Below are 18916 nucleotides of genomic sequence, written 5' to 3' on the forward strand. Positions count from 1 at the left end.
TTCGCCGTCAACCCTTCGCCGGATCTTCGCTGCCGCGCGAACCGCCGCCGATGCTCTGGCCGGCATCGCGTGCAAGACCCATGTAGCCGATCACGGATGCCAGCGTCACCACGCCCGCGAACAGAAACGCGAGGCGGAAATCGTCGAGCGTGAAGACGCGGCCCGTGGTCTCGCCGTTGAAGAAGGCCGCCGCCCGCAGCGACACTGCGCCGAAGGCGATGCCGAGACCAATCGTCATCTGCGCGGCCGCGCTCCACAGCGTGCTCGCCGCGCTCATCTGCGGTTGCGCGACGTCGGCATAGGCTAGCGTGGCGAGCGTCGAGAATTGCATCGAACGCGCCACGCCGTAGATGAACACGACGAACAGCACCAGCGCGAGCGGCACGTTCGGGCTCAGCAATCCGCACGCGATGATGAACACGCCGGCCACCGTCACGTCGACGATCGACACCATGCGAAAACCGTAACGCTGCAGGATGCGCGTGGTCAGCGCTTTCATGCCGAGGTTGCCGAGTGCGCTTGCGAGCAGCAGCAGCCCTGACTTGAACGCCGACAAACCGAAGCCCACCTGGAACAGCAGCGGCATCAGATAAGGCACCGCGCCGATGCCGATGCGCGTGAACGAGCCCGTCACCACCGTCACGGAGAAGGTCGGAATCTTCAGCGTCGAGACGTCGACGAGCGGATGCGGATGACGCTTCGCGTGCTGGAACGCCACCACGCCCATCAGCAAGCCGCCGAGGATGATCGCGCCGGCGATCCACGGATTCTCGCCCGGCTGGCTCGCCAACTCCGCGCCGTAGAGAATCGCCGTCAAGGTCGTGCCGCTCAGCAGCAGGCCGACCACGTCGAGCGGCTTGCGTTCGGTGCCGCGCAGGTTCGGCACCAGCGCGAGCGCAACGGCCATGGCCGCGAGGCCGAACGGCACGTTGAGCAGGAAGATCCAGCGCCACGACGCGTAGGTCGTGATGAAACCGCCGATCGGCGGCCCGACCACCGGCGCGGCAATCGCCGGCCACGTGATGGTCGAGATCGCCTGCATCATGCGGCTTTTTTCGGTGCTACGGACCACGATCAGCCGTCCCACCGGCACCATCATCGCGCCGCCCATGCCTTGCAAAAGACGAGCAGCGGTGAACTCGGTGACGTTCTGCGACAGGCCGCACAACATGGAAGCCACGGTGAACACGCCGATCGCGCTGAAGAACACCGTGCGCGAGCCGCAGCGGTCGGCGACCCAGCCGCTGGCCGGGATGAAGATCGCCAGCGCCAGCATGTAGGCCGTCATGCCGAGACTGAGGCTGTTGGGACCGACGCCGAACGAGTGCGCCATCTGCGGCAACGCGGTGGCGATCACCGTGGTGTCGAGGTACTCCATGAAGAAGGTGGCCGCGACGATATACGGCAGCCAGCCGATGTGCGCGTTGCGCGTGTCGCTGCCGCTCATTGCGCTGCTCCCGCCGCGCTGCCTGCAGTGTCGTGCGAACGCGTATCAGCGCCGATGCGGTGCCGGCGCTTTGCGCGCGATGGTTTGGCCTTCATGTTCTTGCGACTACCCTTATTGAAAACGTGTTTCCGGTATCCGGACGAGGCGGACGAGCGACAGGATCGCGGCCGCAGTTGACGCGCCGGCGAAGCCATCGAAGATGGCACGCCGGCAGTCGCAAACGACTGCTAGCCCTGAATCCTAACGCAATAAACGGCGCCATACCGCTGACGACCGCAGGCGGAAGCGGCGTGCCCGCAAGCGGGAGCGCCCATCCCCCCATCTACCGGAAATACTGTTTTCTCTACACCGCTCAGTCTTTCGCGGCGTACTCGCGATCGAGCTTGTCGTACAACGGCTTGTTGACGAGCCGCTGGCGTTCGCTGAACGGCGCGACCAGCGTGGCGTCCTCGTCGAGCCGGCCATTGCTCTTCAGCGTGCCGAGCGCGCGTTGCATGCCGAGCACCGCGCCTTGCAGCGCCGCGTTCGCGTACAGCACGATGCCGTAGCCGAGCTTGGCTAACGCCTCGCGCGATTGCACGGGGGTCTTGCCGCCGATCACGATATTGATCAGTTGCGGCTTGTCGAACAGCGCCGGCAAACGTTCGATGTCGGCCAGCGATTCGGTCGCTTCGATAAAGAGAATGTCGGCGCCGGCTTCGATGAAGCGATGGCCGCGCTCGATCGCGTCCTCGATGCCGTGCACCGCGGCCGCGTCGGTGCGCGCCATGATCTGCAGATTGCCGTCTTCGCGGGCATCGACCGCCGCGCGGATCTTGCCGACCATCTCGCTCGCGCTGACCACTTCCTTGCCGGAGAAGTGGCCGCATTTCTTCGGCATGATCTGGTCTTCGAACTGGATCACGTCGGCGCCGCTGCGCTCGAGCACGCGCACCGTCTGGCGCACGTTCAGCGCATTGCCGAAGCCGGTGTCGGCATCGACGATCAGCGGCAGCGCGACCGCGTCGCGAATCCGCGCCGTGTGTTCGGCGACTTCGGCAAGACCGATGAAGCCGAGGTCGGGCAGGCCGAGCGACATATTGGTGACGCCGGCGCCCGTGATGTAGATCGCCTCGAAACCGGCATCTTCGATTACGCGGGCGCTCATCGCATTGAAAGCGCCGGGCACGAGCAGGCCCTGGCGTTCGTTGACTTTGGCGCGGAAGGCGGCGCGGCGGGTGGCGGATGCGGTCATGACGGTGTGTCTCCTTTCAGGAAGTCGGATAAATGGCGCGAACGAAAAATCGCAGGAAGCGTGCCATTTCGCGGCCTTGGTGGTTTGTCCCAAACAATCAATAAGTTAGCTGGAAGGCGGCGGCGCGGCGGTCTGTGGCACAATGAGCGTACTGTTCCATGAAACGTTCCATGGAACGTTTCAACATAGACCGAGTGCCGCGATGTCCACTTTCACGCCGTCCCTTGCGAATTCCGATCCGGGCCGCCCAGGCATTGCATTGGTGAGTATCAGCCGGTTGCAGTCGCTTTGCGAGACCGTCGCGCCGCGCTACGCCGGGCGCGCAAAATTCTTCTCGGTCCGGGAAGGCTACAGCGCGGCCGTCACGGCCTTGCAGGCCTACGTGGATGCAGGCTCGGTCGATGTCGTGCTGGCCGCCGGATCGAACGGCGCCTACCTGCGCGACAACCTGAACGTGCCGGTCGTGATGGTCAAGGTGAACGGTTTCGACGTGCTGAGCGCGATCACCCGCGCCACGACCACGTGGCCGAACGCGCAGATCGGCCTCGTGCTGCACGAAACGATCTCGCACGAACTGGCCGACCTGAGCGCGTGGCTGAAAGTCAGCCTGAAACAGCGCGCCTACCGTTCGATCGACGAAGTGCGGCTCGCCGTCGACAGCCTCGCCGCCGAAGGCTGCAGCGTCATCATCGGGCCCGGCATGGCTTGCGACTTTGCCCAGCAGGCCGGCCTCGCGAGCGTTTTCCTGTACTCGCTCGGGGCGGTCGAAGAAGCGTTCGAGCGCTCGGTCGAACTGGCGCGCGTGAGCCGCCAGAAGGAATCGAAGCGCGTTCGCCTGAACACGATCGTGGCGCATCTGCGCGACGGCGTCGCCGCTTTCGACGATGCCGGCCAGGTCGAAGCCGTCAATCCGGCCATGCTGGATCTGCTGGGTCTCGACCGCGACCAGGACGTGCCCGCGCAAGTCGAGCGCGCTGTCGGGCCGTTGCTGCGCGAAACGCTCGAGCACGACCTGCCGATCGAGGAGCGTGTCGAGCAGATCGGCGGACGCGCGTTGATCGTCAATTGCGTGCCGATCGTGGAGCAGGGCGTGCGCTCCGGCTCCGTGGTGACCTTGCAGGACGCGCTGGTCGCGCAGCGGATCGACCGGTCGCTGCGCACCAGCCAGCGGCCGAAGCATCTGGTCGCGCGGCATCAACTGGACGATCTGATCGGCAACTCGGCGGCGCTCGAGCGCGTGCGGCGGCTGGCGCGCGCAGGCGCGGCGCACGACGCGACCGTGCTCCTGAGCGGCGAAAGCGGAACCGGCAAGGAGCTGGTCGCGCAAGGCATCCACAACGCCAGCCGGCGGCGCGGCAATCCGTTCGTCGCGTTCAACTGCGCGGCCCTGCCGGAAGGCCTGATCGAGAGCGAACTGTTCGGCCACGAGGAAGGCGCGTTCACGGGCGCGCGGCGCGGCGGCAAGCCGGGGCTGTTCGAAATCGCCCACACGGGGACGATCTTCCTCGACGAAATCGGCGAGATGCCGGCGGCGCTGCAGAGCCGTCTGCTGCGGGTCCTGCAGGAGCGCGAGGTGATGAAGCTCGGCTCGGGACGCGCCACGCCGGTCGATGTGCGGGTGATCGCCGCCACTCATCGAGATCTGCACGCGCTCGTCGAGCAGGGCGCGTTTCGCGCGGATTTGTATTTTCGTCTGAACCTGCTTCAGATAGAATTGCCGCCGTTGCGCGAACGGCGCGACGATGTTCCACAACTGGCGCGGCACTTGTTGAGCCGCAGCGCGCTTCAATATGGGCTGTCGGAGGCCGCGCTCGAGCGGGTGCTGGCGTTTCTCGCGCCCCTGTTCGAGCAGTACGCGTGGCCCGGCAACGTGCGGGAGTTGGAAAATCTGCTGACGCGCGCCGCGATCTATCTCGGCGACGCAGCGGGTGTTGCCGGTCAGGATTGGCAGGCGGTGTTTCCGGAATTTGGGCGCATGAGGCAGGCGGCGGCCTTTGAGGCGAGCACTAACGGCACCATTGGCACAAAAAACGGTACAAACGGCGCGAATGCCGCCGCTGAACCCGCCCCGAACCGCAGCAGCCCGACCCGCGAGGACGTTCTCCACGCCCTCGAACAGGCTGGCGGCAACCGCGCTGCGGCCAGCCGGGCGCTGGGAATCGGCCGCACTACCCTCTGGCGGCTTCTGAAGGACTGATCCACGGCGTGATAGGCAGGCGTAGCGAGATAAATAGCGTCAGACTATCGCTACCATTAAAACACACCGCTTTACCTATTAAGCGTCGTCTGACATACTGACTCCACTTTCCAACCACTTCGAAAGAGGACTCAGTAAATGCCGATCATCAACAGTCAAGTCAAACCGTTTAAGGCACAGGCTTATCACAATGGCGATTTTCAGACCGTCACCGAAGAAAGCCTGAAGGGCAAGTGGTCGGTTTTCGTTTTCTACCCGGCTGACTTCACCTTCGTGTGCCCGACCGAACTGGGCGACCTGGCCGATCGTTACGCCGAATTCAAGAAGCTCGGCGTCGAAATCTACAGCGTGTCGACCGATACGCACTTCACGCACAAGGCATGGCACGACACGTCGGACACGATCCAGAAGATCAAGTACCCGATGCTCGCTGACCCGACGCTGGCAATCTCGCGCAACTTCGACGTGCTGATCGAAGAAGAAGGTCTGGCACTGCGCGGCACGTTCGTGATCAACCCGGAAGGCGAAATCAAGCTGGCCGAAATTCACGACAACGGCATCGGCCGTGACGCCGGCGAGCTGCTGCGCAAGGTGCAAGCTGCGCAATACATCGCGGCTCACCCGGGTGAAGTGTGCCCCGCCAAGTGGACGCCGGGCGCAGAAACGCTGACCCCGTCGCTCGACCTGATCGGCAAAATCTAAGGTCTCACCACCTTACGCAGTTAGCGCCTCGCGGCGCATCACCGTGCGGACCGCTTCTTACAGCGGTTCGCACGTCCCCGGGCCGCACCTATCCTATCCGGAAGCGTGCGGCGCCGGGAACCCAACACCCATCGTCACGGAATCGAATAGCCATGCTTGATGCCAATCTCAAGACCCAGTTGAAAACGTACCTCGAAAAGGTTAGCAGGCCTATCGAGATCGTCGCGTCGCTCGACGACAGCGCGAAATCGCAAGAGCTGCTGGCATTGCTGAACGATATCGCGACGTTGTCGGAGCGCGTCAACGTGATCGAGCGTCGTGGCGACGCCGAGCGCAAGCCGTCGTTTTCGATCGGCGAGCCGGGCAAGGATACGGGCATCCGTTTCGCCGGCATTCCGATGGGTCATGAATTCACGTCGCTCGTGCTTGCGCTGTTGCAGGTCGGCGGCCATCCGGTCAAGCTCGAAGACGCCGTGATCGAACAGATCCGCAACCTCGACGGCGACTATCAATTCGAAACGTATTTTTCGCTGTCATGCCAGAACTGCCCGGAAGTTGTCCAGGCACTGAACGTGATGGCGCTGATCAACCCGCGCATCCGCCACGTGGCGATCGACGGCGCGCTGTTCCAGAACGAAGTCGAAGCGCGCCAGATCATGGCGGTACCGACCATGTTCATGAACGGCGAAGTGTTCGGCCAGGGCCGCAGCGGCGTGAAGGAAATCCTTGCGAAGCTCGATACCAACGCCGGTGCGCGTGCCGCAAAGGAACTGGAAAAGAAGCCGGTGTTCGATACGCTGATCGTCGGCGGCGGTCCTGCGGGCGCGGCTGCGGCGATTTACTCGGCGCGCAAGGGTATTGCGACGGGCGTGGTGGCGGAACGCTTCGGCGGGCAGGTGTTGGACACGCTGGCCATCGAGAACTTCGTCTCCGTGACGGAAACCGAAGGGCCGAAGTTCGCCACGGCGCTCGAGCAGCATGTGAAGAGCTACGAAGTCGACATCATGGACGTGCAGCGTGCCGAAGCGCTGATCCCGGGCCGCATCAACGAAGTGCGTCTGGCAAACGGCGCGGTGCTCAAGGCCAGGACCATCATTCTGGCGACGGGCGCGCGTTGGCGCGAAATCAACGTGCCGGGCGAGCGCGAGTACCGCAATCATGGTGTGGCTTACTGCCCGCACTGCGATGGTCCGCTGTTCAAGGGCAAGCGTGTCGCGGTGATCGGCGGCGGCAATTCCGGCGTCGAAGCGGCGATCGACCTCGCGGGTATCGTGCGTGAAGTGACGCTGTTCGAGTTCGGCGCCACGCTGCGTGCCGACGAAGTGCTGCAACGCAAGCTGCGCAGCCTCGCGAACGTGACCGTCGTCACGCAGGCCCAGACCACGGAAATCACCGGCGACGGCAAGAAGGTCAACGGTCTGGTCTACAAAGATCTGCGTTCGGGCGAAGTGAAGCAGATCGAACTGGAAGGCGTGTTCGTGCAGATCGGCCTCGTGCCGAACACCGAATGGCTCAAGGGCACGGTCGAGTTGTCGAAGCACGGCGAGATCGTCGTCGATGCACGCGGCGCGACGTCGGTGCCGGGCGTGTTCGCCGCCGGCGACGTGACCACGGTGCCGTTCAAGCAGATCGTGATCGCCGTGGGCGAAGGCGCGAAGGCATCGCTCTCCGCGTTCGATCATCTGATCCGCAATAGTGAAGAAGTGGAAGTGGTTGGAGAAGCTGAGGCTGAGGTAGTGGCCTGATGCGGTTGTGTGAGTAGTGGACGGCGGCCTTTGGGCCGCCGTTTTTGTTTGTGGTTTATGGATCGTGGGCACGCATGCGATGACTTGGAACGACTGCCAGGGCTTCGCGCTCTCGCTCTCACTCCATGCGGCAATTGGCGTGTCGATCGACACGACGCACGAACTCGGCCACAAGACCGATCGCTTCGAGCGATGGCTCGCCAGGATCACGCTGGCGCCGGTCGCTTACGGCCATTTTTTCGTCGATCACAATCGTGGGCAATACGTGCGGGTGGCGACGCCATCCGATCCGGCCAGTGCGCGCTATGGCGAATCGTTCTGGGCGTTTCTGCCGCGCACTATCGTGGCGACATGGCGCAGTCGTATATCCTCCGGGCCATTCGCAAGTGCGTTCGCGCGCTAGCATGAACCGCGCAACACGAGAAAAAAGCCGCGCGGCGTCAACCGGGCGGCTTTCTTTCTGGCGTGCCGTGCAAGACAGCAGATTCACCGCCGGTCGATCGAATACTTCCCGGCGCCCGTCACACACAACAGCAATAATCCGCCGATGATGCTGATGTTCTTGTAGAAGTGAATCATATTGTCGTACTGCACCGCGCCGGTCATGTTCCAGTAGTGGTGGCCGATGAACGCGGCGCCGAGCGTATAAACCGCGAGCAGCAACGCAAGCGGCCGCGTATAGAAACCGACCAGCAGCGCGATGCCCACGACAAACTCCATCACCACGGCGATCACCGCCGACAACTCGGGCACCGGCGCGCCGCTCGACGTCATATAAGCCACGGTGCCGGAAAAGCCGGCGAGCTTCGACCAGCCGAACATGACGAACAGCACCATCAACAGGATGCGGGCGACGAGGATGACCGCGTCTTTCTGATTTTCAAACAGCGTATAGCGCATGATTTTTTCTCAACAAGGTAGGAAGAGGGCGGCTCGCCAGCATGTCTCCGGCGAGCCCGCACTGGGCTCATTCAGCCGCTTAAGCCCACAACTCCGACATTTCGATGTCGCGCAAGTCGAACACGAGGACTTCCGCGTCGTGGCCTTGCGTGAAGGTCAGCGCTTCTTCGCCGCGCACACGCGCGCCGTCGCCTTCCTTGAACTCGACGCCGTTCACGCTCACGCTGCCGCGCGCCACGTGGACATACGCATAGCGATTGCTGGCCAGTTCGAGCCGCGCCGTTTCATCGCCGTCGAAGAGACCGGCATAGACCCGCGCGTCTTGCTGCACCACCAGCGAATCGTCCGCGCCGTCCGGCGAGATCACGAGGCGCAACACACCGCGCTTCTGATCCGCGCCGAAGTGACGCTGCTGATAACGCGGCGCCGTACCCTTTTGTCCCGGCGCGATCCAGATTTGCAGGAAGTGCACCGGGTCGCTCTTCGAATGGTTGTATTCGCTGTGCGCGACGCCGGTTCCCGCGCTCATCAACTGGATGTCGCCAGGCACGATCACCGAACCGGTGCCCATCGTGTCCTTGTGCTCCAGCGCGCCTTCCAGCACGTACGAAAAGATTTCCATGTCGCGGTGCGGATGCTTGCCGAAGCCTTGCGCCGGCGCGACACGGTCGTCGTTGATCACGAGCAGGTCGGAAAAGCCATTCTGCTTCGGATCGTGATAGTTAGCGAAGGAAAACGTATGACGCGAGCTGAGCCAGCCGTGCTCCGCGCGGCCGCGTTGATTGGCATGTCTGATTTCAAGCATCTTTTTTCTCCTTGGGTTGTGCGATCCGGCCAGATGTTTGTCCGCGATCCATGAATGAGAGTGTAGGTCAATCCGGATGGGTATAATCGCCATCAAACCGGAAACACTGTCACTGTGGAGTAGACAATACGATGCAACTCGATGACATGCGGATCTTCGTGGCCACGGTCGACGCGCATAACTTCACGGCGGCCGCCAACCGGCTGTCGTTGTCGAAGCAGTTCGTCAGCCGCCGGGTGATGGCGCTGGAGGAAACGCTCGGTGTGCAATTGCTGATCCGCAACACGCGCAAGCTGGCGGTGACCGACCTCGGGCAGGAGTTCTACGAACGCGCCAAACGCATCCTCGGCGAAGTGGAAGACGCCGAGCAGGCCATGTCGCTGCGCCGTGCCGGGCCGCGCGGGCTGTTACGCGTGAGCGCGCCGATGTCGTTCGGCATGGCGCATCTGTCGCCGCTGGTGGCGATGTTCCTGCGCGAGCACGGCGAAGTGCGCTTCGAGATGGAATTGAGCGACCGTACCGTCGACGTGGTCGGCGAGGGCTTCGACATGGCGATCCGCATCGGCACCTTGCCGGATTCCACGCTGATCGGGCAGAAGCTCGTGGATATCCGGATGGTGGCCTGCTGCAGTCCTGGCTATTTGCGGCGTCGTGGCGCGCCTAAGGTGCCCGCTGACCTGGAGCGCCATGCGTGCCTGTTGTATGGCCACGGCGGCGCCGTGAGCTGGGAGTTTGTCGTCGATGGCGCGACGAAGGGCGTCGAGGTCCACGGTCCGTTGCGCGCCAACAATGGCGAACTGGTGCGCGATGCGGCGGTCGCGGGCCTGGGAATTGTTCGGCTTCCTGACTTTATCGTTGCCGACGCGCTCAAAAGTGGTCAGCTCGTGCCGGTGCTCGAAGCATTCCTGCCTACCGCCACTAGCGTCTACGCGGTTTATCCGCAGCACAGGCAAAGCTCCCTCACGATTCGGGCGTTCGTGGAATTCCTGAGGGAGCACCTGAGGAAGCGCCTCGTTTAGCCGTTGCGGAAAATAAAGCTGTAGCCGTTCAACGCCGGCACGCCGCCGAGGTGCGCATACAGAACGCGCGAACCTTCGGGGAATTCGCCGTTGCGCACCATCTCGATCATGCCGTGCATGGATTTGCCTTCGTAGACGGGGTCGGTCAATACGCCCTCCAAACGCGCGCATAGGCGGATCGCTTCCAGCGTGCCGTCGTTCGGTAAGCCGTACTCCGGGCCGCCGAAGCGCTCGTCGAGCACCACGTCCTTACTCGTAATATCGCGTCCCAGCCCAACCTGTTCCGCGGTTTGCTTCGCGATGCGGGTGATCTGCTCGCGCGTTTGCGCCGGCTTCGCCGAAGCGTCGATACCAATCACACGCTCAGCGCGGCCGTCGTCGGCGAAACCCACCACCATGCCGGCCTGCGTGCTGCCGGTCACAGAACAGACCACGATGTAGTCGAACTTGAAGCCCAATTCCGCTTCCTGCTGGCGAACCTCCTCCGCGAAGCCGACGAAACCGAGACCGCCGAGCGGATGGTCGGAGCAGCCGGCTGGAATCGCGTACGGCTTGCCACCGGCGGCCCGCACGCTTTCCAGCGCATCTTCCCAGCTCTTGCGAAAGCCGATGTCGAAGCCGTCGGCGACGAGACGCACGTCGGCGCCGAGAATGCGCGACATCTGGATGTTGCCGACCCGGTCGTAGACCGCGTCCGAGTAGTTCACCCAGTTCTCCTGCACCAGCACGCACTTCATGCCCAGATGCGCCGCCACGGCCGCCACCTGGCGCGTCTGGTTCGACTGGATCCCGCCGATCGACACCAGCGTGTCGCAGCCCTGCGCGAGCGCTTCGGGGATCAGGTATTCGAGCTTGCGCGTCTTGTTGCCACCGAAGGCAAAGCCGCTGTTGCAGTCTTCGCGCTTCGCATACAGATGCACCTTGCCGCCGAGGTGGTCGCTCAGGCGCTTGAGCGGCTGGATCGGCGTCGGCCCAAAGGTCAGCGGGTAACGAGGGAATCGTTGCAGGTTCATGGCAGCTCCTTGGTCGGTAGGTGGGACGCGAACGGCATCCGGTCGCGTTAAGCAGATGGTAGGGAAATCCGCTGGAAATGAGCTTGCGAAAAAATTGGGCTCGGCATACTTTTGGAAATGAAAATCCGTAATCAGATCAAGAAAGAAACGTGTGGGAACTCATGAACGCAACAAAATTTCGTCGACCTTCGACAGCGGTGACAACCGCTGCCGCCGTCCCGCCCGATCCGCTGCAGGCGCTCGACCGCATCGATCGCGCGATCCTGCGGCAGTTGCAAACCGACGCGTCGATTTCGAACGTCGCGCTCGCTGCGAAGGTCAAGCTGAGTGCGCCGGCGTGTTTGCGGCGCGTGGAGCGGCTTAAGGAGTCCGGGCTGATCCGCGGGGTCGTCGCGTTGATCGACCCGAAGGCGGCGGGGGCCGGAATGCTGGTGATCATCGGCGTGGTGCTGGATCGCTCCACGCCGGAGTCGTTCGCCGAGTTCGAGAAAGCGGCGCAAAAGGTTGCGGGCTGCATGGAGTGCCACGTGGTGACCGGCGAATTCGACTATTTCATGACGATCCGCACGCGCGACAGCGACAGCTTCAATCGCCTGCACGCGGAGCAACTGCTCTATCTGCCGGGCGTCCGGCAAATCCGCTCATTCATGGTGCTCAAGGAAATTCTCTCGACCACCAAATTTCCGCTGTAATCGCCGCTGCGGTTGTCACCGTCATGTAAAAAGACGCGCATGCTGTCATTTATCCCGCTCTCGTGCGACCAAGCATCGGGAACACTCGCGGGCGGCGCGATCAGCGCCGGAACGGGTGAACGGTACGGACTTTCCGGAGCGATCATCATGGCTTGCAGCAGACGGATTTTCTTCAGGTTGATTGGCGCCATGTCGCTGGCCGGCGGCGCCTCGGTGTGGCGCACGGCGCGCGCGGCGCAGCCGGCACAAGCGGCACAAGCGGCACAAGCGGCGCAAGCGGCAGAAGCGGCAGAAGCGGCACAAGCGGCACAGGCAGCAAACGGCAGCGCGGCAGCCGCCTACGAGGTCGTGCACAGCGACGCCGAATGGCGCAAACTGCTGACCGACGCGCAATACCGCGTGCTGCGCGAGGCGGGCACGGAGCGCCCCTTCAGCAGCGCGTTGAACGACGAACACCGCGCGGGTACTTTTGCATGCGCCGGGTGCAAACTGCCGCTGTTCTCGTCGAAGACCAAGTTCGACAGCGGCACCGGCTGGCCGAGTTTCTGGCAGCCGCTCGACCATGCGGTTATCACGCATACCGACAAGTCGTTCGGCATGACGCGCGACGAAGTGCTATGCCGGCGCTGCGGCGGCCATCTCGGCCACGTGTTCGACGACGGCCCCAAGCCGACCGGCCTGCGCTATTGCATGAACGGTCTGGCGATGACATTTACGCCCGCATCGGGCGCGTGAACTGAGCGAATCAGGATGGACCTCATGAACTTCGACAAACGCATTGACGGCAGGCCGGCCCGCTCGCGCATGGCGGCGATTTCACTCTCGGTCGGATTCGGTGCGCTCGCGCTGCTGCTGGCGCAGCGCATGGCGTTCTCATCGGAGGCCGCCGTCGTGATCGCGCCGCCGGCGCTCGACGAACCGGTCGCGGCTTCGACCGCGCATGAAGAAACGGCGGTGTTCGCGGGCGGCTGCTTCTGGGGGGTGCAGGGCGTGTTCCAGCACGTGCGCGGCGTTACCAGGGCGGTCTCGGGGTATTCGGGCGGCCAGCGCGACACCGCGCAGTACGAAACGGTCAGCGGCGGCGAGACGGGGCACGCGGAATCGGTGCAGGTCACGTTCGACCCAACCAAGGTCACTTACGGCCAGTTGCTGCAGGTGTATTTCTCCGTGATTCAGGATCCGACCCAGTTGAACCGCCAGGGGCCGGACAGCGGCACGCAATATCGCTCGGCGGTGTTTCCGCTGAACGACATGCAGCGACGCGTCGCGCAAAGCTATATCGCGCAACTCGACAAGGCGCACGCCTTCCCCGCGCCGATCGTGACGAAGACGGAGCCGTTCAAAGGCTTCTATCCGGCCGAGTCGTATCACCAGAACTACCTGACGCTGCATCCCAACTCCGCGTATATCGCGATCAACGACATGCCGAAGGTCGCCAACCTGAAGCGCCTGTTCCCGAATCTGTATCGCGACAAGCCGGTGCTGGTCGAAGCATCGCAGTAGGCCGCGAATGTGCGCGGCGTCGCTACATGCGACGCCGGCCGTGTCTTTCTTCATCGCATCCGCATACCTGGGTTTCGTCGTCGTTCTGGCAGCGCGGCGCTTTCGCCTCTTGTTCTTCAGCCAATCGAGTCCGCTCTCCAGCGACCAGGCCCGCATTTTGCACCAGTGCGTCCGTCGGCAAATCTTTCGTACCGGTCTGTTCAGACAAATGCCCAATTGACGGGCTCCCGATCGGAACGAGTCGCGTATTTTGTCGAGCGGTGCGTGGCGTTCGCTGAAAAAATTACATGCCGTAAGTAACGATGCGGCAGTCGCCCGGATGCTTTTATCCCTTGCGGACCCGGGGCGAGAACATAAACCCTCTTCGCGATACGCGAGATCGGAGGCTTCTGGTGTTTAACAGCCGTAGAAAGCGGGGCGGCAAGCTCCGCAATAAACAAACAGGCATCGCGGCAACTTCCCTGGTCGCCGCGACCATCGGCGGCGTCGCCGTCCTACCGGGCTCGGCCTCGGCCCAAACGCCTTCGCCGCTGGGCGAATGGCAATATTCGGTCGGCATTCCGCTGCAGAAGATGTGGCAGCCGAATATTCCGGACTGGCAGGTGCGCGTCGGCGCGGCGACGTCGTTCCAGCCGCGCTACGAGGGCTCCGACCGTTATCACCTGATGGCGGGTCCGAGCGTCGACGTGCGCTACAAGGATCTGTTCTTCCTGTCGAGCGGCGAGGGTTTCGGGGTCAACTTCGCACAAGGGGAGAACTGGCGCGCGAGTCTCGCCGCTGTCTACGACCTCGGACGCCGCGGCCACGACGACCCGCAGGAGTTGGACGGTCTCGGCAACATCAACCCCGCGCCGGGCGTCAAACTGTCCGGTGAGTATGTGGTGTCGAAGGATTTCCCGCTCGTGCTGCGTGCCGACGTCAGGCGCTATTTTGGCGGCTCGAATGGTTGGATCGGCGATTTAGGCGCGTATATGCCGATGCCGGGCAGCACCAAGAAGTTCTTCTGGTTCGCCGGTCCGAACGTGACACTCGCGGACTCCACTTACATGAATAGCTGGTTCGGCGTGAATCAGACTCAGGCGGCGAACTCGAAGTACCCGCAGTATCACGCGAGCGCGGGCTTCAAATCGGTGGGCTTCGGCATCAGCGCAGTGTGGCTGTTCGACAAGCACTGGTTCGCCACCGCGGACGGCGCCTTCGAGCAACTGGTGGGCAGCGCGGGCAATAGCCCTGTCACGCACCGCAAAGCCAATGGCGTAGCGGATATTTCGATCAACTACCGTTTCTGATGGCGCGCTTCGGCGCTTGCATAAGATGGCCGGCGGCGCGCAATCGCGGCGCGCCGCATCGTTCGTCCCGCAAGGCTGGTTCATCGGCAATCATATAGTGCGATGGAGCCCGCGCGGGTACAGCGCTTGCTCCCTTGTTTCGGTGCGTCAGACCGGATTTCCCCACCGGCACGCCCCCGAACGCAAGGAGCAGATTCTCATGGCAGGTAAAACGAATACGCCGAAGCCCGCAGCGAAGAACGCGCAGGCGAATAGTCCGCAAGCGGATCCGAAATCGAAAGATCTCGAACAGTTTCGAGTCAATCCTGAAGGCCAGGCGCTGAGAACCAATCAGGGCGTCAAGATCTCCGACAATCAGAACAGCCTGCGCGCGGGCCCGCGCGGCCCCTCGTTGCTCGAAGACTTCATCATGCGTGAAAAGATCACGCACTTCGACCACGAACGCATTCCCGAGCGCATCGTGCATGCGCGCGGCTCGGCGGCGCACGGCGTGTTTCAGGTGTACGAGTCGATGAAGGAGTACACCAAGGCCGCGTTCCTGCAGGATCCCGCCGCACAGACGCCGGTTTATGTGCGCTTTTCCACGGTGCAGGGCCCGCGCGGTTCCGCCGACACGGTGCGCGACGTGCGCGGCTTTGCCGTGAAGTTCTATACGCAGGAAGGTAATTACGATCTGGTCGGCAACAATATGCCGGTGTTCTTCATTCAGGACGCCATCAAGTTTCCCGACTTCGTGCATGCGGTCAAACCCGAAGCGCCGAACGAAATGCCGACCGGCGGCTCCGCTCACGACACCTTCTGGGACTTCGTCTCGCTGGTGCCCGAATCCGCGCATATGGTGCTGTGGACCATGTCGGACCGCGCGATTCCGCGCAGTCTGCGCACCATGGAAGGCTTCGGCATTCACACGTTCCGTTTCGTGAATGCGCAAGGCAAGGGACGTTTCGTCAAATTCCACTGGCGCCCGGTGCTGGGTTCGTACTCGCTGCTGTGGGACGAAGCGCAGAAGCTGGCCGGCAAGGACCCGGATTTCCATCGGCGCGATCTGTGGGAGTCGATCGAACGCGGCGATTTCCCCGAATTCGAACTCGGCGTGCAGATCATTGAAGAAGCCGACGAGCATAAATTCGATTTCGATCTGCTCGATCCGACCAAGCTGATTCCGGAAGAAATCGTGCCGGTCAAGATCATCGGCAAGATGACGCTCAATCGCAATCCCGACAACTTCTTCGCCGAGACCGAACAGGTGGCGTTCCATCCGGGCCATATCGTGCCGGGTATAGATTTTTCGAATGATCCGCTGTTGCAGGGCCGTTTGTTCTCATACACCGATACGCAGATCAGCCGGCTGGGCGGCCCGAACTTCCACGAGATTCCGATCAACCGGCCGGTGTGCCCGTTCAATAACAACCAGCGCGACGCGATGCACCGCCAGGCGATCAACGTCGGCCAGGCCTCGTACGAGCCGAATTCGGTGAGTGGCGGCTGGCCGAAGGAAACCGATCCGGCGCCCTCGGATGGCGGCTTCGAAAGTTATCAGGAGCGCGTGGAAGGCACCAAGATCCGCGTGCGCAGCGAATCGTTCGCCGATCATTTTTCGCAGGCGGCGCTGTTCTACAACAGCATGTCCCAGCCGGAGAAAGACCATATCGCCGCGGCCTATCAGTTCGAACTCGGCAAGGTGACGAAGCCGGAAATTCGAGCGCGCGTGGTGAACGAGATTATCGCCAACTTCGACGCGAACCTCGCCGCGCAGGTGGCTGAAGGTCTGGGTTTGCCGGCGCCTAAGAAAGGCACGGCGAAGCTGACCGGTCCCAAGGAATCGCCCGCGCTGAGTTTGCTCAACCGGGTGCAGCCGGGCATCAAGACCTGCAAGATCGCGTTGCTGGCCGCGCCGGGTTCCGATAGCGCAGCCATCAAGAAGCTGCAGCAGGCGCTGCAAGGCGAAGGCGCGGCGCCCATGCTGATCGCGCCGACGCTTGCCGCGATCGACGGCATGGCGCCGGACGCCACGATTGCCGGCTTGCCGTCGATCATGTTCGACGCGGTGATCGTGGTGGGCGGCGACAAGGGCGCGAAGACGCTGGCGGAATCGGGCGACGCGCGGCATTTCGTGCTCGAGGCGTTCAAACATCTGAAGGCGATTGCGGCGATCGGCGCGGGGCGTGAGGTGCTGACTGCCGCGCATTTGCCGGACCATGCCGACGGCGTCGCAACCGGCGACGACAACCAGGCCGCCGACGTGCTGAAGGCCTTCATCAAGGCGGCTGAGCAGCATCGCGTGTGGTCGCGTGCGAAGCAGGCTGAGACAGTGCCGGCCTAAACGTCACAAGAGTCGTTGGAAAAACTGGCCGGTTCGCACCGGCCAGGTTTTTTTCATGGTTGCAGCATTAAGGATTCACCCGCGTGCCATGCAGCCGATGCGTATTCTTCGGCGCGGCGGCCGCGGAAGCCGCGGCTGCCGACACGCCCGCCGGACCTTCGGGAATATCGCTAGGACGCGAGGCCTGCACTGTCCGCGGATACAGCACGAGCAACGCGCGCAGCACGCCATTGGTCCAGCCGAAACCATCCTGCAGCGGATACTCGCCACCACCCGCTGAAACGCCGGGCGTGGCCGCGTCGATATCGTATTTCTCGACGAGCTTGCCGGTGTGCTGGTAGTACGACACATTGGTCTTGATCCAGCGCGTGGCGATGGTTTGCGCAAGCGCCGCTTCGCTGTAGCGCCGCAAGCCGATCACCGCCAGGTACTGCAATGGCGCCCAGCCGTTCGGCGCGTCCCACTGCTGGCCCGTCGCCGCTTGCGTGGTGGCGAGTCCGCCCGGGCGCAGCAATTCGCGCTGCAACGTAGCGGCGACCGTTTTCGCCTGCTGACGGCTGGCTATCCCCGTATACAACGGATAGACCGTCGCGGCAGTGAGCCTGTGCGTGAGCGTGTGATGCACGAAGTCGTAGTCGCCGAATGCCTGCAATTGCGGGTCCCACAGCAAGCGGCGAATGGCTTCGGCGCGCGAGGCGGCGCGCTGCTCCATATTTTCCGCATGCGTGACGTCGCCGCGCAGACGATAAGCCTTGGCCAGCGTGCGCTCAAGATCGGCCAGCAGGCAATTCAGATCGACGGGCACGAGTGAAGTCACGTCCACGGTAGCGAGCGTCTTGCCGTCCGCGAACCAGCGCGAGCTGAAATCCCAGCCGGTTTCGCCGCCGGCGCGCAGATTGCGCCAGAGATCCGCGGCATCCCGTTGTGGGGTCTGCTGCGCGGTGAGGACGTCTTCGCGATACGACTCGTCGCGCGGCGTGGCGCGTTCGTCCCAATAGCGGTTGAGCAACGTGCCGTCGGTCATGCGCACCACATGCCGGTTCGCATGACCGGCGGCCAGGCCATCGCTGCCGTCCATCCAGTAGGCGTACTCGCGCTGCAACTCGGGCAAATACTGCGCATAGACGGCGTCGCCATCCTTTTCGGCGACGAGCCGCACCATCTGCGCGAAGAACGGCGGTTGCGAGCGGCTCAGGTAGTAGGTGCGATTGCCGTTCGGAATATGGCCGTAGCGGTCGATCAGGGTTGCGAAGTTCTTCAGTTCGTCGACGACCAGTGCATGCTGTCCGCTCTGTTCGAGGCCGAGCATGATGAAGTACGAGTCCCAGTAATAGATCTCATCGAAGCGGTCGCCCGGCACGATATACGCGTACGGCAGCGGCAGCAGCGAGGACCATGGGCTTGCGGTCGCATCCGGCTCGCGGCGCAGCACGTTCCAGAGTGTATCGATATGGCCCACCACGTCCTGATTCGGATCGGACACATAGACCTTCGCCGTGCGCGTGGGCAGCGTGAAATTGTGCTTCACGAAGTCGGCGAGATTGAAGTTGGGCTGTTGCCTGGCGGTGCTATACGCAGCCGCGATCTGCGCGGGCGCCGAAAGCGGCACCATGTCCGCGAAAGTTTTGCTGTCGGGATAGAGATGCGCGAGTTGCACATCACGATAGAGCGTCGGATATTGCTCGGACGGCGGGATGGGCACGACCGGCGAAGCTTCCGTGGGCGCCTCGACGTGCACGGTGGCGGCCACGATGCTGCCGTGTGCCGAGGGCGGCTCGGCAACCTGCGCCGCGCCGCTCAACGAGGCATGCCAGATGAACGCGGCGGCGAGGGCGATACGCAAGGGCGCGCGGGAGAAATCGGTGAGGGCGTGAGAAGGCATCGGCTACCGGAAGAGAGTGGACGGCGATCGGTTGATCGAAGAAAGCGGATTTGCATTCCTCGCACGATTGACCCGCGTGGGCGGCGCAAAGTTGCGTGAGTCAGCAACAGGCCCGTCCAGCAAGCCTGAACCGCTGACACGCGCCTCAAAAACAACCCTCATCCT

General features: G+C 63.1%; 15 protein-coding genes and 1 pseudogene. 10 read left to right on the forward strand and 6 right to left on the reverse strand.

Translation table 11 applies throughout. The features are described from left to right. Positions 1-7 precede the first annotated feature (7 nt). The gene (locus ACQKRQ_RS05625; RefSeq protein WP_427475597.1) at positions 8-1447 is read right to left on the reverse strand and encodes an MFS transporter; all 1440 of its coding nucleotides are present in this window, start codon (positions 1445-1447) and stop codon (positions 8-10) included. Between the two features lie 352 nt (positions 1448-1799). Then, positions 1800-2681: an isocitrate lyase/PEP mutase family protein gene (locus ACQKRQ_RS05630; protein ID WP_427475599.1), complete on the reverse strand. Its 882-nt coding sequence runs from the start codon at positions 2679-2681 to the stop codon at positions 1800-1802. Positions 2682-2883: 202 nt separating this feature from the next. On the opposite strand from ACQKRQ_RS05630, the gene prpR reads away from it, so the two are divergent. From prpR to ACQKRQ_RS05650, 4 genes and pseudogenes are all read left to right on the forward strand, one after another. Further along, positions 2884-4878: a propionate catabolism operon regulatory protein PrpR gene (gene prpR / locus ACQKRQ_RS05635; protein ID WP_427475600.1), complete on the forward strand. Its 1995-nt coding sequence runs from the start codon at positions 2884-2886 to the stop codon at positions 4876-4878. A 138-nt stretch (positions 4879-5016) separates the two neighbouring features. Then, positions 5017-5580, forward strand: coding sequence for an alkyl hydroperoxide reductase subunit C (gene ahpC, locus ACQKRQ_RS05640; protein ID WP_063499251.1), 564 nt, complete (start codon positions 5017-5019; stop codon positions 5578-5580). 152 nt (positions 5581-5732) lie between these two features. Beyond that, the gene (gene ahpF, locus ACQKRQ_RS05645) at positions 5733-7325 is read left to right on the forward strand and encodes an alkyl hydroperoxide reductase subunit F (RefSeq protein ID WP_132377360.1); all 1593 of its coding nucleotides are present in this window, start codon (positions 5733-5735) and stop codon (positions 7323-7325) included. A 31-nt stretch (positions 7326-7356) separates the two neighbouring features. Beyond that, a pseudogene (locus tag ACQKRQ_RS05650) lies at positions 7357-7686 on the forward strand (alkane 1-monooxygenase); the annotation flags it as partial. A 125-nt stretch (positions 7687-7811) separates the two neighbouring features. On the opposite strand, the gene ACQKRQ_RS05655 reads toward ACQKRQ_RS05650, so the two are convergent. Beyond that, positions 7812-8225 carry a DoxX family protein gene (locus ACQKRQ_RS05655; RefSeq protein ID WP_427475602.1) on the reverse strand — a complete coding sequence of 138 codons (414 nt, stop codon included), beginning with the start codon at positions 8223-8225 and terminating at the stop codon, positions 7812-7814. Positions 8226-8304: 79 nt separating this feature from the next. Continuing rightward, positions 8305-9030, reverse strand: a complete 726-nt coding sequence (locus ACQKRQ_RS05660) for a pirin family protein (protein ID WP_408250210.1) — start codon at positions 9028-9030, stop codon at positions 8305-8307. 131 nt (positions 9031-9161) lie between these two features. Here ACQKRQ_RS05660 and ACQKRQ_RS05665 point away from each other — a divergent pair, with 131 nt between their 5' ends. Continuing rightward, complete coding sequence (locus tag ACQKRQ_RS05665) at positions 9162-10049, forward strand: LysR family transcriptional regulator (protein ID WP_427475604.1); 888 nt, start codon at positions 9162-9164, stop codon at positions 10047-10049. Here the strand turns inward: ACQKRQ_RS05665 and ACQKRQ_RS05670 are convergent. Beyond that, positions 10046-11062, reverse strand: coding sequence for a 1-aminocyclopropane-1-carboxylate deaminase (locus ACQKRQ_RS05670; protein WP_012427263.1), 1017 nt, complete (start codon positions 11060-11062; stop codon positions 10046-10048). The genes ACQKRQ_RS05665 and ACQKRQ_RS05670 overlap by 4 nt on opposite strands. Before the next feature lie 161 nt (positions 11063-11223). Here ACQKRQ_RS05670 and ACQKRQ_RS05675 point away from each other — a divergent pair, with 161 nt between their 5' ends. The 5 genes from ACQKRQ_RS05675 (at position 11224) to katE (ending at position 16869) form a co-directional block, all read left to right on the forward strand. Next, on the forward strand, positions 11224-11754 hold the full coding sequence (locus tag ACQKRQ_RS05675) for an Lrp/AsnC family transcriptional regulator (RefSeq protein ID WP_427475606.1): 531 nt from the start codon (positions 11224-11226) through the stop codon (positions 11752-11754). A gap of 147 nt (positions 11755-11901) precedes the next feature. Continuing rightward, a complete protein-coding gene (msrB, locus tag ACQKRQ_RS05680) occupies positions 11902-12489 on the forward strand; it encodes a peptide-methionine (R)-S-oxide reductase MsrB (RefSeq protein WP_427475608.1) in 588 nt (195 codons plus the stop codon). Between the two features lie 24 nt (positions 12490-12513). Next, entirely contained in the window at positions 12514-13257 is a 744-nt protein-coding gene (gene msrA, locus ACQKRQ_RS05685) for a peptide-methionine (S)-S-oxide reductase MsrA (RefSeq protein ID WP_427475610.1), read from the forward strand. A 392-nt stretch (positions 13258-13649) separates the two neighbouring features. Then, positions 13650-14546: a MipA/OmpV family protein gene (locus ACQKRQ_RS05690; protein WP_427475611.1), complete on the forward strand. Its 897-nt coding sequence runs from the start codon at positions 13650-13652 to the stop codon at positions 14544-14546. 25 nt (positions 14547-14571) lie between these two features. After that, positions 14572-16869 (forward strand): catalase HPII, encoded by a 2298-nt coding sequence (gene katE / locus ACQKRQ_RS05695; RefSeq protein WP_427476088.1) that lies wholly within the window; start codon positions 14572-14574, stop codon positions 16867-16869. A 67-nt stretch (positions 16870-16936) separates the two neighbouring features. On the opposite strand, the gene treF is transcribed toward katE, so the two are convergent. Continuing rightward, positions 16937-18751, reverse strand: a complete 1815-nt coding sequence (treF, locus tag ACQKRQ_RS05700; RefSeq protein WP_427475613.1) for an alpha,alpha-trehalase TreF — start codon at positions 18749-18751, stop codon at positions 16937-16939. Positions 18752-18916: the final 165 nt, after the last annotated feature.

The organism is Paraburkholderia sp. NPDC080076 (genome assembly GCF_050281145.1).
Taxonomy (GTDB): domain Bacteria; phylum Pseudomonadota; class Gammaproteobacteria; order Burkholderiales; family Burkholderiaceae; genus Paraburkholderia.

Bases quoted from the DNA above. Each gene is read 5' to 3' on its own strand.
- prpR (WP_427475600.1), top strand. From the start codon at position 2,884: ATGTCCACTTTCACGCCGTCCCTTGCGAATTCCGATCCGGGCCGCCCA.
- ACQKRQ_RS05665 (WP_427475604.1), top strand. From the start codon at position 9,162: ATGCAACTCGATGACATGCGGATCTTCGTGGCCACGGTCGACGCGCAT.
- ACQKRQ_RS05675 (WP_427475606.1), top strand. From the start codon at position 11,224: ATGAACGCAACAAAATTTCGTCGACCTTCGACAGCGGTGACAACCGCT.
- ACQKRQ_RS05625 (WP_427475597.1), bottom strand. From the start codon at position 1,447: ATGAGCGGCAGCGACACGCGCAACGCGCACATCGGCTGGCTGCCGTAT.
- ACQKRQ_RS05670 (WP_012427263.1), bottom strand. From the start codon at position 11,062: ATGAACCTGCAACGATTCCCTCGTTACCCGCTGACCTTTGGGCCGACG.
- msrB (WP_427475608.1), top strand. From the start codon at position 11,902: ATGGCTTGCAGCAGACGGATTTTCTTCAGGTTGATTGGCGCCATGTCG.
- ACQKRQ_RS05655 (WP_427475602.1), bottom strand. From the start codon at position 8,225: ATGCGCTATACGCTGTTTGAAAATCAGAAAGACGCGGTCATCCTCGTC.
- treF (WP_427475613.1), bottom strand. From the start codon at position 18,751: ATGCCTTCTCACGCCCTCACCGATTTCTCCCGCGCGCCCTTGCGTATC.
- ahpF (WP_132377360.1), top strand. From the start codon at position 5,733: ATGCTTGATGCCAATCTCAAGACCCAGTTGAAAACGTACCTCGAAAAG.
- ACQKRQ_RS05630 (WP_427475599.1), bottom strand. From the start codon at position 2,681: ATGACCGCATCCGCCACCCGCCGCGCCGCCTTCCGCGCCAAAGTCAAC.
- katE (WP_427476088.1), top strand. From the start codon at position 14,572: ATGGCCGGCGGCGCGCAATCGCGGCGCGCCGCATCGTTCGTCCCGCAA.
- ahpC (WP_063499251.1), top strand. From the start codon at position 5,017: ATGCCGATCATCAACAGTCAAGTCAAACCGTTTAAGGCACAGGCTTAT.
- ACQKRQ_RS05660 (WP_408250210.1), bottom strand. From the start codon at position 9,030: ATGCTTGAAATCAGACATGCCAATCAACGCGGCCGCGCGGAGCACGGC.
- msrA (WP_427475610.1), top strand. From the start codon at position 12,514: ATGAACTTCGACAAACGCATTGACGGCAGGCCGGCCCGCTCGCGCATG.